Annotated in this window: 16 protein-coding genes; 14 read left to right on the top strand and 2 right to left on the bottom strand. The window is 66.5% G+C overall.

The genetic code is table 11. The features are described 5' to 3' along the window. Positions 1-20: 20 nt before the first annotated feature. From hpaH to DYE23_RS28255, 6 genes are read left to right on the top strand one after another with little or no spacing between them, the layout of a single operon-like run. Positions 21-842 (top strand): 2-oxo-hept-4-ene-1,7-dioate hydratase, encoded by an 822-nt coding sequence (hpaH, locus tag DYE23_RS28280; RefSeq protein WP_115328733.1) that lies wholly within the window; start codon positions 21-23, stop codon positions 840-842. Continuing rightward, the gene (locus DYE23_RS28275; protein ID WP_372516205.1) at positions 839-1,603 is read left to right on the top strand and encodes an aldolase/citrate lyase family protein; all 765 of its coding nucleotides are present in this window, start codon (positions 839-841) and stop codon (positions 1,601-1,603) included. Before hpaH ends, DYE23_RS28275 begins: the two co-directional genes overlap by 4 nt. 45 nt (positions 1,604-1,648) lie before the next feature. Next, complete coding sequence (locus DYE23_RS28270) at positions 1,649-2,821, top strand: acyl-CoA dehydrogenase family protein (protein ID WP_115328732.1); 1,173 nt, start codon at positions 1,649-1,651, stop codon at positions 2,819-2,821. A 19-nt stretch (positions 2,822-2,840) separates the two neighbouring features. Further along, positions 2,841-3,863 (top strand): acyl-CoA dehydrogenase family protein, encoded by a 1,023-nt coding sequence (locus DYE23_RS28265; protein ID WP_115328731.1) that lies wholly within the window; start codon positions 2,841-2,843, stop codon positions 3,861-3,863. Continuing rightward, positions 3,860-5,011, top strand: coding sequence for an acetyl-CoA acetyltransferase (locus tag DYE23_RS28260; RefSeq protein WP_115328730.1), 1,152 nt, complete (start codon positions 3,860-3,862; stop codon positions 5,009-5,011). Before DYE23_RS28265 ends, DYE23_RS28260 begins: the two co-directional genes overlap by 4 nt. Further along, positions 5,012-6,511 (top strand): class I adenylate-forming enzyme family protein, encoded by a 1,500-nt coding sequence (locus DYE23_RS28255; protein WP_115328729.1) that lies wholly within the window; start codon positions 5,012-5,014, stop codon positions 6,509-6,511. It begins immediately after the preceding gene. 71 nt (positions 6,512-6,582) lie between these two features. On the opposite strand, the gene DYE23_RS28250 is transcribed toward DYE23_RS28255, so the two are convergent. Next, the gene (locus DYE23_RS28250; protein WP_115329146.1) at positions 6,583-7,119 is read right to left on the bottom strand and encodes a hotdog domain-containing protein; all 537 of its coding nucleotides are present in this window, start codon (positions 7,117-7,119) and stop codon (positions 6,583-6,585) included. A 51-nt stretch (positions 7,120-7,170) separates the two neighbouring features. Between DYE23_RS28250 and DYE23_RS28245 the strand changes: the two genes are divergently transcribed. The 3 genes from DYE23_RS28245 to DYE23_RS30995 are packed head-to-tail and all read left to right on the top strand — an operon-like array spanning position 7,171 to position 8,932. After that, complete coding sequence (locus tag DYE23_RS28245; RefSeq protein WP_115328728.1) at positions 7,171-8,337, top strand: thiolase C-terminal domain-containing protein; 1,167 nt, start codon at positions 7,171-7,173, stop codon at positions 8,335-8,337. Further along, positions 8,334-8,777: a Zn-ribbon domain-containing OB-fold protein gene (locus tag DYE23_RS28240; protein WP_115328727.1), complete on the top strand. Its 444-nt coding sequence runs from the start codon at positions 8,334-8,336 to the stop codon at positions 8,775-8,777. The genes DYE23_RS28245 and DYE23_RS28240 overlap by 4 nt, the downstream gene beginning before the upstream one ends. A 5-nt stretch (positions 8,778-8,782) precedes the next feature. Continuing rightward, positions 8,783-8,932, top strand: a complete 150-nt coding sequence (locus DYE23_RS30995) for a hypothetical protein (RefSeq protein ID WP_172527859.1) — start codon at positions 8,783-8,785, stop codon at positions 8,930-8,932. A 131-nt stretch (positions 8,933-9,063) separates the two neighbouring features. Here the strand turns inward: DYE23_RS30995 and DYE23_RS28235 are convergent, their stop codons facing one another. Further along, positions 9,064-10,470, bottom strand: a complete 1,407-nt coding sequence (locus tag DYE23_RS28235) for an IS1380 family transposase (protein WP_016341434.1) — start codon at positions 10,468-10,470, stop codon at positions 9,064-9,066. 392 nt (positions 10,471-10,862) lie between these two features. Here DYE23_RS28235 and DYE23_RS32045 point away from each other — a divergent pair, with 392 nt between their 5' ends. The 5 genes from DYE23_RS32045 to DYE23_RS28215 all read left to right on the top strand — a co-directional run bounded on the left by DYE23_RS32045 (position 10,863) and on the right by DYE23_RS28215 (position 13,605). Continuing rightward, positions 10,863-11,069 (top strand): SDR family oxidoreductase, encoded by a 207-nt coding sequence (locus DYE23_RS32045; protein WP_372516267.1) that lies wholly within the window; start codon positions 10,863-10,865, stop codon positions 11,067-11,069. 178 nt (positions 11,070-11,247) lie between these two features. Beyond that, positions 11,248-11,709: a cytochrome P450 family protein gene (locus DYE23_RS28225; RefSeq protein ID WP_235660522.1), complete on the top strand. Its 462-nt coding sequence runs from the start codon at positions 11,248-11,250 to the stop codon at positions 11,707-11,709. 5 nt (positions 11,710-11,714) lie between these two features. Next, on the top strand, positions 11,715-11,945 hold the full coding sequence (locus DYE23_RS31560) for a cytochrome P450 (protein ID WP_235660521.1): 231 nt from the start codon (positions 11,715-11,717) through the stop codon (positions 11,943-11,945). Then, the gene (locus DYE23_RS28220; protein ID WP_069412407.1) at positions 11,945-12,784 is read left to right on the top strand and encodes an NAD(P)-dependent oxidoreductase; all 840 of its coding nucleotides are present in this window, start codon (positions 11,945-11,947) and stop codon (positions 12,782-12,784) included. The genes DYE23_RS31560 and DYE23_RS28220 overlap by 1 nt, the downstream gene beginning before the upstream one ends. Then, on the top strand, positions 12,781-13,605 hold the full coding sequence (locus DYE23_RS28215; protein ID WP_115328726.1) for a mycofactocin-coupled SDR family oxidoreductase: 825 nt from the start codon (positions 12,781-12,783) through the stop codon (positions 13,603-13,605). Before DYE23_RS28220 ends, DYE23_RS28215 begins: the two co-directional genes overlap by 4 nt.

Here is a 13,605-nt window from a genome sequence, read left to right as displayed (position 1 = left end):
TGCGCGAAGAGCATCAGATCATGACGAGACCCGCTGGCACCGAGCTCGATTTAATCGCGCGCCGGTTGTACGAGGCTGAGCAGACACGCACGCCGATTCGGCAGCTGTCCCTCGACTACCCCGACATGACCATCGAGGACGCCTATGCCGTCCAGCGGGCGCTCGTCGCGCTGAAGGTCGCCGACGGCCTGCACGTCAAGGGCCGCAAGATCGGCCTGACGTCGAAGGTGATGCAGCGCGCGGTGTCGATCGACGAACCGGACTACGGCGCTCTCTTCGACGACATGTTCGTCGAGGACGGCGGCCGGGTTCCGCTCGGCCGTTTCATCCGGCCGCGTGTCGAGGTCGAGTTGGCCTTCGTGTTGGGCGAGCAGCTGCGCGGTCCGGGCGTCACGCTGTTCGACGTCCTCCGGGCATGCGAGTTCGTCACGCCCGCATTGGAGATTCTCGACGCCAGGGTGCAGATGTCGGATCCCGAGACCGGTCACCTGCGCACCATCGTCGACACCATCGCCGACAACGCGGCCGACGCGGGGCTCGTGCTCGGTGGGCGGGTGGTGCGGCCGCTGGACATCGACCTGCGCTGGGTCGCGGCTCTGCTGCTGCGCAACGGCACCATCGAGGAGTCCGGGGTGGCCGCCGCGGTGCTCAACCACCCCGGCAACGGCGTCGCGTGGTTGGCGAACCGGTTTGCACCGCATGGTGTTTCGTTGGAGCCAGGCGAGGTGATCCTGTCCGGGTCGTTCACCAAGCCGGTTTTCGCCGAACCGGGGGACAGCTTCGTCGCCGACTACGGTCCACTGGGCACGGTGTCGGTCTCGTTCGACGGGCCGGAATCGTGACGAATCGGTGGACCCAGCGCATCGGCGACGGCGACCCGCGGTTCGGCATGTGGCTGGCCTCAGGAAGCGGTTACGTGACCGAGATCTGCGCGGGATCGGGAATCGACTGGGTATTGCTGGATCAGGAACACGCGCCCAACGACCTCCGTACCACGCTCGAACAGCTGCAGGTGCTCGCCGGCTATCCGGACGTCGACGTGCTGGTACGTCCGCCGTCCGCCGACCCGGTCTTCATCAAGCAACTCCTCGACATCGGCGTTCAGAACATCATCGTCCCGATGATCGACGATGCCCCCGAGGCTGCTGCCGCCGTCGCCGCCACCCGTTACCCACCCGCAGGCATCCGGGGAGTGGGCAGCGCACTGGCGCGCGCATCCCGTTGGAACCGCATATCTGACTACCTTGTCACCGCCGATGCCACGGTGTCCCTGACCGTGCAGGTGGAGAGCGTCGCCGGCTTGGCGCACCTTGGTGACATTGCCGACGTAGACGGCGTGGATGCGGTGTTCATCGGACCGGCCGACCTCGCGGCTTCGATGGGCAAGCTCGGCCAACCGGAGCATCTAGATGTGTTGCACGCCATCGAGAAAGCGCTGGAGACGATCCTTGAGCATGGCAAGAGCGCCGGTGTGAACGCGTTCAAAGAGTCGGTGGCGCGCCGCTACCTGGGGGCAGGCGCGTCCTTTGTGCTCGTGGGGGCGGACGTGGCACTGCTGGCGCGCGGCGCCGAGGAACTGACGGCCAAATACCGCCGACCATGATCAACGCATTGTTTCTGACTATCGTGTCACCTACACTTTCGAATCATGGACCTCGATTTCACGCCTGACCAACTCGAGTTCCGCGACCAGGTCAGCACGTGGCTCGATGAGAACCGGCCGAGCGAGCCACGGCCGCGCGACGACGCGGGCATCCGCGAGTACGACCTCGCCTGGCAGCGCACCCAATGGGACGGTGGCTGGGCGGGTATCGCGTGGCCGCAGGAGTACGGCGGCAAAGGGCTGACGTTGCTTCAGCAGTTGATCTGGTACGAGGAATACGCGGCGCGGGGGTTCCCCGGCATCGACGCGTGCTTCGTCGGCAACTCGCACGCCGGCCCCACGCTGATCACCAGGGCCACCGAGGAGCAGAAATCGTTCCACTTGCCGAAGATCCTTCGCGGTGAGGTGATCTGGTGTCAGGGCTTCTCCGAGCCCGGCGCCGGTTCGGACCTGGCGGCATTGCGCACCAAGGCGGTCGTCGACGGGGAGCACCTGGTGGTGTCCGGCCAGAAGTTGTGGACCAGTTTCGCCACCGTCGCGGACTACCAGGAACTGTTGGTCCGCACTGACACCACCGGCAGCAAGCACAAGGGCATCACCTGGGTCATCTGCGACATGAACACCCCGGGCATCGATGTGCGCCCGATCGAGACCATTGAGGGCGGCTCGGAGTTCTGCGAGGTGTTCTATGACGACGTCCGCATCCCGCTGTCCGACGTGGTCGGCGACGTGGGTGAAGGCTGGTCGGTCGCGATGGCGACGCTGTCCTTCGAGCGCGGCACCGCGTTCACTGCCAACCAGGTGAGGTTGGCCAAGATCATCGAGGACCTCATCGACTACGCCCACGACCACGTCGGCCCCGACGGACGCAGGCCCGCCATCGCTGACGACGAGATTGCGCGGCGCCTGGCCAGGGCCCGCGCCTCGGTGGCGTCGCTGCGCGCCCTCACCTATACCAACATCTGCGAGGCGATGAAGACCGAAACGCCCGGTCCGCGCGGTTCGATCGTCAAGTTGATGTACGCCGAACTGGCCAAAGAGATCGGCAAGTTGGCGATGGACATTGTGGGGTCGGGGGCGATCCGCCACACGTCGCGGTGGGACGACGACGGTTGGGTCGGTTACTACTACTACAGCTTTTCCCAGGCCATTGGTGGCGGTACGTCGGAGATTCAGCGCAACATCGTCGGCGAACGCGTGCTCGGATTGCCCCGTTGAATTCGATGAGGAGATCGTCGTGAATCTGCTGCCTGGACCCGAGCAGCTCGAAATCATCGAGGCTGCAGGAGAATTCCTCGCCGAGCGGATGCCCATCGAAAGCATCCGCGCCCATCGCCATGCGGAAGCGGCGGTGCCGGAAGGCCTTTGGCGGGAGTGCGCCGAACTCGGTCTGCTCACACTCGGACTCGACGAGGAGGCAGGCGGGTCGGGGCGCACGTTCGACGACGAAGCGCTGCTGTTCATCGAGCTCGGCAAGCGACTCTCGCCGGGTCCGTTTCTCGCGTGCACCCTGGCCGCGCGGGTGGCCGCCCGCTGCGGCGACGTGGCGCTTGCCGAGCGCATTGGCTCCGGGACAGCCCTGGTGGCGCTCGCAGTGCTGCGGGGCGACGGCGACGTGCGGCCGATCAAGGGCACCTTCGATCTGTTCGAGCCGGCGGGCGCGTCGCACGCCCTGGTGGTCGCCCGCGGTGGCGCCGCGCTGGTCGACATCGAGTCACTCGGTCCGCTGACCCCCGTGAGTGCCGCCGACCCGGGCATCCGGCTGTGCTCGGCCACAGTCGAGTCCGTGGAGGCGTCGCATTGGCTGTCAAGCGAAGACGACTGGGTCTGGGGGCGCGCCGTGGTGCTTGCCGCCGCATACCTCACAGGCCTGGCGTCGGCTGCTGCAGCGCTGGCGACCGAACACGCCAAGACCCGGGAGCAATTCGGGAAGCCGATCGGCGTTCATCAAGCCATCAAGCACGCCTGCGTGAACATGGAGATCGCCGCCGAGGCCGCACAGGCCCAGACCCTATTCGCCGCAATCGCTTTGGTGAGTGAACGCACGGATGCGCTGCTGCAGGTGCTCTCGGCAGCCACGGTGGCCGGCTCGGCAGCCGTCGACAATGCCGCCGCGGGCATCCAGGTCTTCGGCGGAATGGGCTACACATTCGAGAACGACATGCATCTGTACCTCAAGCGTGCCCACGTGTTTCGGCACCTGTTCGCTGAGCCGGCCGACGTGCTCGCCGAGTTGCTCGCCCAGGACCGCGCCCAGTGAGCCGCGCCGTCGCGATCGCCGGCGTCGCCCTCTCCGACGTGGGGCGCGTCGACCACAAAGGGGCCTACGAGCTGATCGCCCAGGCCAGTAGGCGCGCCCTGGCCGATGCAGGACTGACACCCGCAGACATCGACGGACTGGCCTCCACCGGTCAGGGCACCTTGCCGCCGGTCGACGTCGGCGAATACCTCGGGCTGCGGCCGCGCTGGATCGACTCGACCGCCGTCGGTGGCGCGTCGTGGGAAGTGATGGCGGCGCACGCGGCGGACGCGATCGCCGCCGGGCACGCCGACGTGGTGCTGCTGACCTACGGTTCCACCGCTCGGTCGGATCTCCGCAAAGGTTTACGGGGCGCCAACATCAACTGGGGTGTCCGCGGCCCCCTGCAATGGGAAGCGCCTTACGGCCACACGCTGATCTCCAAGTACGCCATGGCGGCTCGGCGCCACATGTTCACCTACGGAACCACAATCGAGCAGCTGGCCGAGGTGGCGGTGTCGGCTCGGTTCAACGCCGCCGACAACCCTGAGGCCTACTACCGCGACCCGATCACTGTGGACGACGTACTGGCCGGTCCGATGATCGCCGATCCCTTCACCAAGCTGCATTGCTGCATTCGCAGTGATGGCGGCGCGGCCGTCGTGCTCGTCAGCGCCGAGCGTGCGAGGGACCTGCCGACCAAACCGGTCTGGGTGCTCGGTTCCGGCGAGACCACCTCGCACATGCTCACGTCTCAGTGGGACGACCTGACCGTCGGTCCGGCTTCGGTCAGCGGCCCGCTGGCCTTCGCGCGCGCCGGGGTCGCCCCGTCCGACGTCGACGTCGCCGAGATCTACGACGCGTTCACCTACATGCTGCTGCTCACCCTCGAGGACCTCGGCTTCTGTCCGAAGGGGGAGGGCGGCGCGTTCGTCGAAGAGGGCTCGCTGCGACTGGGCGGCAAGCTACCCACGAACACCGACGGTGGTGGGCTGTCTGCTTGCCATCCCGGCCAACGGGGATTGTTCCTGTTGGTTGAAGCGGCCCGTCAGCTGCGCGGCGAATGCGGCCCGCGGCAGGTGCCCGACGCGCGGATCGCCTGCGTCAGCGGCACCGGCGGCTGGTTCTGTTCCAGCGGGACCGTTATTCTCGGCGCCGAGGAGCCGTAGATGTCGCGCGCGCCGGTGAGTTCCGACGTCGGGGACACCCGGTCGATGCTGGAGTCCGCGGCCGCCGCCCACGGTGATGTCGAGGCCTACGTCGAGCCGGGCGCGCGGATCACATTCGCCGAGTGGGTTGGCCGGGCCCGTTGCGTGGCAGCGCAATTCGCCGATCTCGGAGTCGGCAAAGGCGACGTGGTCCTGCTGTGGCTGCCCTCGGGCATCGACTATGCGACGTGCTACGCCGCAGCGGCCATGATCGGCGCTATCACCACCGGTCTGAACCCTCGACTCGGGCGTCGCGAGATCGAATCGATTCTGCAGCAGGCAACTCCTGCGCTGGTCGTCACCGACGCACGACTTGGCGCGCTGCAGACTCACCGGCGCATGCTGCCGCGGACGTCGTTGTCCACTGATACGAGCGGCCCGACGCTGCCCGAGGTGCCGTTGACCCGTCGGGACCCGGTAGCGCTGATTTTCACCAGCGGTACGACGGGAACGCCGAAGGGTGCGGTGTACGACTCTGATCAGCTCGCGGCAGGTGCCGCCGCGGCCGGGGTCATGAGCGCCCCGTACGACCGGCGCCTCACGTCGACGCCGTTCGCCCATGCCGGCTACATGTTCAAGCTCTGGGATCAGCTGGTGTGGGGGAGCACCCTGGTGGTGCCGCCGGCACCGTGGTCGGCACAGGGCATGTTCGATGTGCTGCGCGATGAGCGGATCACGGTGGCCGGTGCCGTGCCGACCCAGTGGGCGAAGCTGCTCGAGGTCGAGGGTGTGAGTCGGAAAGCGTTGCCGCATCTGCGGATCGGTATCGTGGCCACCGCGCCGGCGCCGCCCGAACTGGTGTATCGGGTCGCCGAGCGGATCGGGGTTCCGCTGGTTGTGCGGTACGCGATGACCGAGTGTCCGACCATCTGCGGCACCGAACCCACCGACCCCGCCGAGATTGCGTTCCGAACTGTCGGCCGGCCCGCCGCGGGGATGGAGGTGCGCGTAGCTCCCGACGGGGTCGTCGAGGTGAGCGGCCCCTGTGTGATGCGTGGATACTGGCGCAACCCCGAACTCACCGCCGAGGTGCTGCGCGACGGCTGGCTGCGTACCGGTGATATCGGCACGCTCGACGCGGACGGCAACCTGGTGCTCGTCGGACGTAGCGGCGACATGTACATCCGAGGTGGATACAACGTCCATCCCGGGGAGGTCGAGAGAGCGCTCACCGGACACCCAGGGGTGAAACAGGCTGCGGTGGTTGGCCGTCCCGCCCCGGTGATCGGAGAGATCGGCGTCGCCGTCGTGGTCCCGGCAAAAAGTGCCGAACCACCGACATTGGCCGAGTTACGTTCACACGTGACGGGTCAACTGGCCGACTACAAGGCCCCCGACGAATTGCTCATCGTTGACGAGCTGCCCCTGACGGCGATGCTCAAGCCGGACCGACTTGCGCTACGCGATCTGATCACCCTGCACGACAGGGATATTCAGCGTCGCCAACCAGCGCGGGGTTAGCGCGGACGTGCGTGTGGGTAGGCCGCGGAGGAACCCGACTTCACGCACGCTCGCGACCTAATCCAGACGGATCATGGTTGGCCGGGCCGTAGCTCGATGAACAGTCCCTCGGCTTCGGCGCACAGCGTCTCACCGTGCATGAGCTCAGCGCGAAGGATCCGTTTGCGTCCCTGCTCGCTGACGAACCAGGCCCGTACCACGAGCTCCTCGCCGACGGGTGTGATGGACCGGAAGTCCGTGTGCAGATACGCGGTTCGAGCCGGTGTCCGATCCCCGCTGCTGGCCAGCCGGCCGAGTACCTCGTCGAAGAGCAACGGGATGGCCCCGCCGTGCACCGCCCCACCCCCGCCGAGGAAGTACCGGCCGAACGTGATGGTGCCCTCGACCCGCTGCCGGTCGCCCGCGACGGGAATGAAGTTAGGGCACATGCTCTGCCCACGGCCCGGTAGGTCGAGCCTCCTCGCGAAGATCTGCCTGCGCTCTCCGACTGCGACCTCGGCCAGTCGGGCGGCCCACTCCGTCAGGGCCTCTGTCAGGGCCACCGTCGTCGCGGTGTCCGGAGCGGCGGCAGCGACGTCGTCGAGGAAGCCCCGCAGCGCGGCGATCATGTCGCCGTATTCGGCGCCGCCGCCCGGGCTGCGCACGGTTGCGACGTTGCGATCGTCGGCGTTGGCGCCACACCGTACTACAAGCGCGGCGGATCGCTACCGAAGTCGATCACCGAATTGGCCGGCGACGCAATCCTGGCGGCCTGTGAGGACGCCGGCATACCGGGCTCCGACATCGATGGGTTCGCCTACTACTCCGGTGCCAGCGCGGGTTACACCGAGAAGATGGACTCCGCCGACTTCATGGAAACCCTGGGGATTCCGGAGATCCGTTTCACCGCGGCGTTGACCTCCGGTGGCGGTGGTTCGGCGGGTGCGATCGGGCTGGCCCGAGCCGCCATCGTGGCCGGCGACGCCTCGGTGGTGGTCACGGTGATGGCGCTGCAGCAGGCCAAGCAGCGGTTGGGTTCGGTCTTCTCGGCGTTGGAGCCGGATCCGATCAACTCGTTCCTGCAGCCATCCGGCCTCTTCGGTCCTGGACACCTGATGTCGGTCATGGCCCGGCGGCACATGCACTTGTACGGTACGCGTCGCGAAGCGTTCGCCGAGATTGCCCTTTCGACGCGGGCGAACGCGGCGAATCGACCGAAGGCCATGCACCCCGAGCCATTGACGCTCGAGGACTACTTCAACGCACGGATGATCGCAGAACCCCTGTGCCTCTACGACTTCTGCCAGGAGACCGATGGCGCGGTGGCGGTGATCACCACCAGCGCCGACCGGGCGAAGGATTGCAAGCAGCCGCCGGTCCCCGTGGTTGCCGCCGCCCACGGTGGCGTCCGCGACTGGGGGAGGGCATTCGCCTGGATGGGTATGCCCGACGAATACTTCGCCTCGTCGGGCAATGCACCCATCGCCAAGCGGCTTTACGAGCAGGCCGGCATCAGCGCGGGCCATATCGACGTGGCCCTGCTGTACGACCACTTCAGCCCGATGGTGCTGATGCAGCTCGAGGACTACGGGTTCTGCGACAAGGGCGAGGGTGGCGCATTCGTCGAGAGCGGAGCGATCCGCTACGAAGGTGGTTCCATTCCGGTCAACACCCACGGCGGTCAGCTGTCCGAGGCGTACATCATCGGGATGACCCACATCATGGAAGGAGTCGAGCAGATGCGTGGCACCGCCATCAACCAGGTTCTCGACGCTGAACTCGCCCTGGTCACCGGTGGCCCGGCGAGCCTGCCCGTGAGCGGGCTGATCCTGGGTCGTGCCGCATGAGCACCGCTGCGGTCACCCTGGCCGCCACCATCCCCGGCGAGCACGTGCGGATCGCCGTCAACAAGGACACAGAACCGTTCTGGCAGGCCGCGAAGGAGCGTCGGCTGGTCGCGCCGCAATGCGCTGACTGCCAGACGTTCCGGCTGCCTCCGACTCCGTTCTGTCCCACTTGCCAATCAAAGGCGGTGCACTGGGTCGAGCTGAGCGGCCGGGCCACCGTCTACAGTTTCGCCGTGGTGCACGGCTTCCCTGGCATGCCCGAGCTCGTCCTAGTACCTGCCGTGCTGGACCTTCCCGACGCCCCTGGTGCCCGACTGGTGTCGAACGTCGTCGATGTCGCGCCTAGTGGCGTCACGATCGGAATGTCGGTGCGCGTAGATTTTTCACCGATTACTGACGGATGGCTGCTCCCAGTTTTCCGAGTCGACGGCGAGGAGTGAGGGCCATGTCCGACGACAGTGCTCTGCACGAGAAGCCTCTGGAGTTCCTCACAAGCATTGCGAATACCGGCGGGTCGTGTGACGGTCAAGCGATCCTGCCCGAGAACGGGCACTATCCCGGATTTTGCGTGGTAATTGGTGTGGGTTCGGTGTGATGCCGAGTTGTGTTGTTGGGTAGTGGTTTTCGTGTGGTGGCGTAGAGGTGCTGTCCCGTGTCGCCGGGTGGGGCGGGCTTTCCTGGGGCCTGTGGGTCCTTCATCGTTGATGGGTCCGATGGGGTGGGGTGTTATCCGAAGGCGGTGCGGACGCGGTGCCAGGCGGCGGCGATCGCCGCCGCCCAGCGCCAGGTGGCATCGATGCGTAGCCGCAGTTGGCGGGCGCCGCGGGTGATACGGGCGGCCACGTGCAGGACCCGGTAGCGGAACGTGGTGATCTCGACGCGGGCCAGAGCGCGATCGCTGGCGAACCCGATGAGGCGGGTCCAGGTGACCAGGTCAGCGGCGGCCAGGACGATTTCGAGCCAGGCAGCATTGGCCCAGAAGGAGTGGCAGGGCAGGTTACGCAGCCCGGTGGCTTTGAGTTCGCGGATACGGTCCTCGACGCGGGCGTGCTGGCGGTGCCGTAGTTCCAGACCGGCGACCTGACCGGGTACGACACCCGGTGGTGTGTCGGTGATGAACGCGGTGACCCGCATGCCGTCGGCGTCGGTGAACCGCAACTGCGCGCCGGGGTGGGGGCGTTCTTTACGCAGGATCAGCCGGGTCCCTTCGGGCCAGGAGGCCAGGTTGACCAGGTCGGTGGCTTCAGCGACCCACGCGCCGTCGCGGATCCCGCCGTCGGTGTCGATCGCTGGATACCAGCAATCGCCGAGGTTGAGGGTGTCCACGGCGTCCTGGACGCGGGTATCGACGGGGTACCCGAAGGAGAACCCGGCCCCGGCGGCCCGGCACGCTGCGGCGAATTTGTGGGTGGATCCGGCGGTATCGCAGCGCACCAACACCTTCGGGGCCTCGGGGTTGTCGGGATCGTCGGGGTTGGGCCGCCACGCCGCTGGCAGCGATGCCAAAGCCTGGTGCAGGACGATGATGTGGTCGGAGGCGGTGTTGGAGCCGGCGTTACCGTTGCGCAGCAACCCGGCCAGGGCTTCGCCGCCGGCGATGTCGGGGCGGTCCAGAAACGCCAGCAGCGGGTGCAGCCCGAACGTTTTCTTCCAGGTCGGCGCAGCCCCGGCCTTGTTGTCGGAGTGATCGATCACCAGCGTGGCATCGATGTCGATATGCAGCCAGCCGCCGGTGGTGGGGGCGGCTCCGACAGCCCAGGCCGCTGCCCGCGCCGCGGCTCGGGCTGCGCGCACCCCGGGTAGATGCGCGGCATCGATCCGCTCATCGATCAGCCGCCACATGGTGGTCGTTGAGGCCTTGGCCCCCAGGACGTGCTCCCGGTCACCGCACAGCTGACCGACCGCGTCGATGCAGTCCGCGCCGTCGGCGACCGCGGCCGCCAGATCAGCGAACACCTCCCCAGGCGCATACACCCACGGGCCGCGGTAGGTGTCGGCCAACGCGGCCGTGACCTGCGCCGATAAGCCGGTCCGGTCGGCAAGCTCACGCAGCATGCCCATCCCGGCATGCGACACAACGCCATGGCCGTCGGCGGAAACTTTCACCGGCGATGCCGCCGCGATATTCTTCACCTGCGAAGTGCCTTCCCGTCAGGGTTTTTGAACCGTAGAGAAGTCCAATTATTCCTTGCAGGACAGGCACTTTCGCTTATCTACACACCCCCACAGTCAACATTCCACGAAAAATCCGGGCTATCGGTGCACGTGCTCATGCGACAACTGGGACATCGAGGTCGATGATCCGCAGGAAGGCTTGCGGCTGGCCCGCATTCACACCGGAAGTACGTCACGCTGAATAGGAGCCCGCGCGTGGGGAATTTGAACGGCGAAGTCGCCGTCATCACCTGAGCCGCAGGCGGGCAGGATACCCCGGCCATGAAGCGTGGCCTGGTCGGGTCGATGCAGGCGCTTGCAAATCAACTGGCGCAGTACTGCAATGGGTCAATACGATTCAGCCGACCGGCGTGGCGACCGGGATGGTCATGAACGACGCCATGGCCACAATGGTTGAAGCCAACGACCCCGGACTGTCCTCGATGCAGCATGCGCTGCCCATCCAGATCCTCATGCCGGCGGACATCACGAACGCAGTGGCCTTCCTGGTGTCCGACGAGGCCAAGTTCATCACCGGCATCACCCGGCCGCTGAATGCCGGCTTCCCCGTTCGCTGACAATCCTGAGGAGCGCGAGCAGTATCGCACTCGCCGCAAACACGTAGTTAACCTAGTTGGATGAGTGGAGTGTGATCGGCTGCCCGGTTTCGATCAACTATGACAGTTGACTGTCGTAACATGACAAGACGCTGCTGATTCGAGTACGTGCTCGGTCGCCGTCAACCGGAAGGATCTCATGAGCGAGAGTCAGTCAGGCGCAACATGTCCCGTCAAGGACCTGGAGTTGAACACGCCAGACTCGCCCGCGCTGACGCACTTCCGCCTGCCGGACGAGTGCCAGGATGACGCGCGGCCGGCCTTCCGGAACCGGGAGGCCGGCGTCGAGTATTGGGTATTCACCGACAACGCGGTGATCCTCGATGGTTTGCAGCACCCGGACAAGTGGTCGAGTAGCTTCATCGTGCCGACCGACCCGGAGCCGCCGTACAAGTGGATTCCGATCATGATCGACCCGCCCGACCATGCCAAGTGGGGGCAGGTACTGGCGGAATACTTCTCGCCCGGCCGCGTCAAGGGCCTCCGCGAGGCGCAGCAGAAGCTGGCGGCGGAACTCGTCGACCAGCTCGTCAGCGACGGCGGGTGCGACTTCGTCGAACGGACTCGCGCGTGTTCCCGTCGACAGTCTTCCTCACGATAATGGGCGTGCCCGTCGAGGATCTCGAGCAGTTCATGGCCTGGGAGGACAAGATCCTGCATCAAACGGGCGTGGGAGGGGAAGCCAACGCCGCGCGGCTCGAGGACATGACGCACGTGATGGGTTACTTCTCCGGCCTCATTCAACAGCGCCGCGAGAACCGCGAGCCGGATGCCGTCGCTGCCGCTGACGTGGCTGACGTGAGCGGGCCGCGCACGGAGCGCACAGGGAGCGCCTGATGGCCGGAACTGTGGGGTTTCTCGGGGCCGGCCAACTCGGCGAACCCATGGTGGCGCGCCTGCTCGCGGCGGACCACGACGTGCTGGTGTACGCCCGGCGCGACGACGTGCGGAGCCGGCTGGTGGACCGGGGCGCCACGCCGGCAGGCTCCGTGGCAGAGTTGGCGCGCGGCAGCGACATCCTCATCGCCTGCCTGTACGCTGACGCGCAACTGCGCGAAACGGGCCTCGGCCCGGAAGGTTTCATCGCCAACGCGAAGCCAGGATCGGTGTTCGTGTCCCACACCACCGGCACGTTGGCCACCTTGCAGGCCTTGCAGGAGTCCTCCCCGGCTGGGCCGGTGATCCTCGATGGGCCGGTCAGTGGGACCGTCGAGAACATTGATGCGGGCACGTTGACCGTGCTCCTCGGTGGACCTGCCGACGCCGTTGCCAGGGTGACACCCGTGCTGTCCGCCTACGCCGAACCTGTGGTGCCCACCGGGGAACTCGGCAGTGCGTTGGCCATCAAGCTCGTCAACAATCTGTTGTTCGCGGCGAACGCTCAACTGCTCGCAGCAGCAACGGAACTGGGCGGCCAGCTGGGTGTCGAACCGACCGCGTTGTTGTCGACGTTGCAGGTGTGCAGCGCCCGCAGTCATGTGGCGGCTCACGCACACCGCATCGGTGGGATGGAACGCTTCGAGGAAATGGCCGGTCACTTCCTGCGTAAAGACGTTGCCGCGTGCCGTGAGGCCGCCATCGAAGCGGGGGTCGACCTCGGGCTTCTGGGGATGGCCGTACGGGAAGGGCCGTTATCACTCGATGCGGTCGACACGACGCGGGAGGGAACACGTTGACGACGGGACGGCTGGCGGGCAAGGTCGCGTTCATCACCGGTGCTGCCAGGGGGCAGGGACGTGCCCATGCGGTCCGGATGGCACACGAAGGGGCCAATGTCATCGCCGTCGACATCGCAGGCCCGCTTCCCGAATGGGTGCGCTACCCGTCGGCCACACCGGACGATCTCGACGAGACGGTGCGGGCAGTCAAGGCTGCGGGGGGCCGAATAACGGCCACGGCGGCCGACATCCGCGATCTCGACGGACTGAGGACGGCCGTCGATCAGGGAGTCGACGCCTTCGGGCGGCTGGACATCATCGTTGCCAATGCGGGAATTTGCGTCCCTGCGCCATGGAACGAGATCACCCCGGAGTCGTTCCGCGACATCATTGACGTCAACGTGACGGGCACCTGGAACACGGTGATGGCGGGTGCTCACCGCATCATCGAAGGGGGCCGCGGCGGCTCGATCATTCTGATCAGCTCCTACGCAGGCGTCAAGGTGCAGCCGTACATGGTGCATTACACGGCCAGCAAGCACGCGGTGACGGGAATGGCCAGGGCTTTCGCGGCCGAGCTGGGCAAGCACGAAATCAGGGTCAACAGTGTCCATCCCGGACCGGTCAACACCCCGATGGGTGGCGGTGACATGATCGCCGCGTTGTTCTCCGCGATTGAGAGCAACCCCACGCTGAACAACATGGGTACGCCATTCCTGCCGCAGTGGGCGTGCGAACCGGAGGACGTCGCGGCCGCGGTGTGTTGGTTGGCGTCCGACGAGTCACGCTTCGTGACGGCAACGCGGCTGTCGGTCGACCAGGGCATGGCGCAGTTCTAG

Origin of the sequence: Mycolicibacterium gilvum (genome assembly GCF_900454025.1) — a bacterium.
Lineage (GTDB): Bacteria > Actinomycetota > Actinomycetes > Mycobacteriales > Mycobacteriaceae > Mycobacterium > Mycobacterium gilvum.
This window is presented reverse-complemented; position numbering and strand designations above follow the sequence as displayed.

Excerpts from the sequence above, each read along its gene's own strand:
- hpaH (WP_115328733.1), top strand. The coding sequence starts at position 21 with ATGACGAGACCCGCTGGCACCGAGCTCGATTTAATCGCGCGCCGGTTG.
- DYE23_RS28270 (WP_115328732.1), top strand. The coding sequence starts at position 1,649 with ATGGACCTCGATTTCACGCCTGACCAACTCGAGTTCCGCGACCAGGTC.
- DYE23_RS28255 (WP_115328729.1), top strand. The coding sequence starts at position 5,012 with ATGTCGCGCGCGCCGGTGAGTTCCGACGTCGGGGACACCCGGTCGATG.
- DYE23_RS28250 (WP_115329146.1), bottom strand. The coding sequence starts at position 7,119 with ATGATCGCCGCGCTGCGGGGCTTCCTCGACGACGTCGCTGCCGCCGCT.
- DYE23_RS28240 (WP_115328727.1), top strand. The coding sequence starts at position 8,334 with ATGAGCACCGCTGCGGTCACCCTGGCCGCCACCATCCCCGGCGAGCAC.
- DYE23_RS30995 (WP_172527859.1), top strand. The coding sequence starts at position 8,783 with ATGTCCGACGACAGTGCTCTGCACGAGAAGCCTCTGGAGTTCCTCACA.
- DYE23_RS28225 (WP_235660522.1), top strand. The coding sequence starts at position 11,248 with ATGAGCGAGAGTCAGTCAGGCGCAACATGTCCCGTCAAGGACCTGGAG.
- DYE23_RS28220 (WP_069412407.1), top strand. The coding sequence starts at position 11,945 with ATGGCCGGAACTGTGGGGTTTCTCGGGGCCGGCCAACTCGGCGAACCC.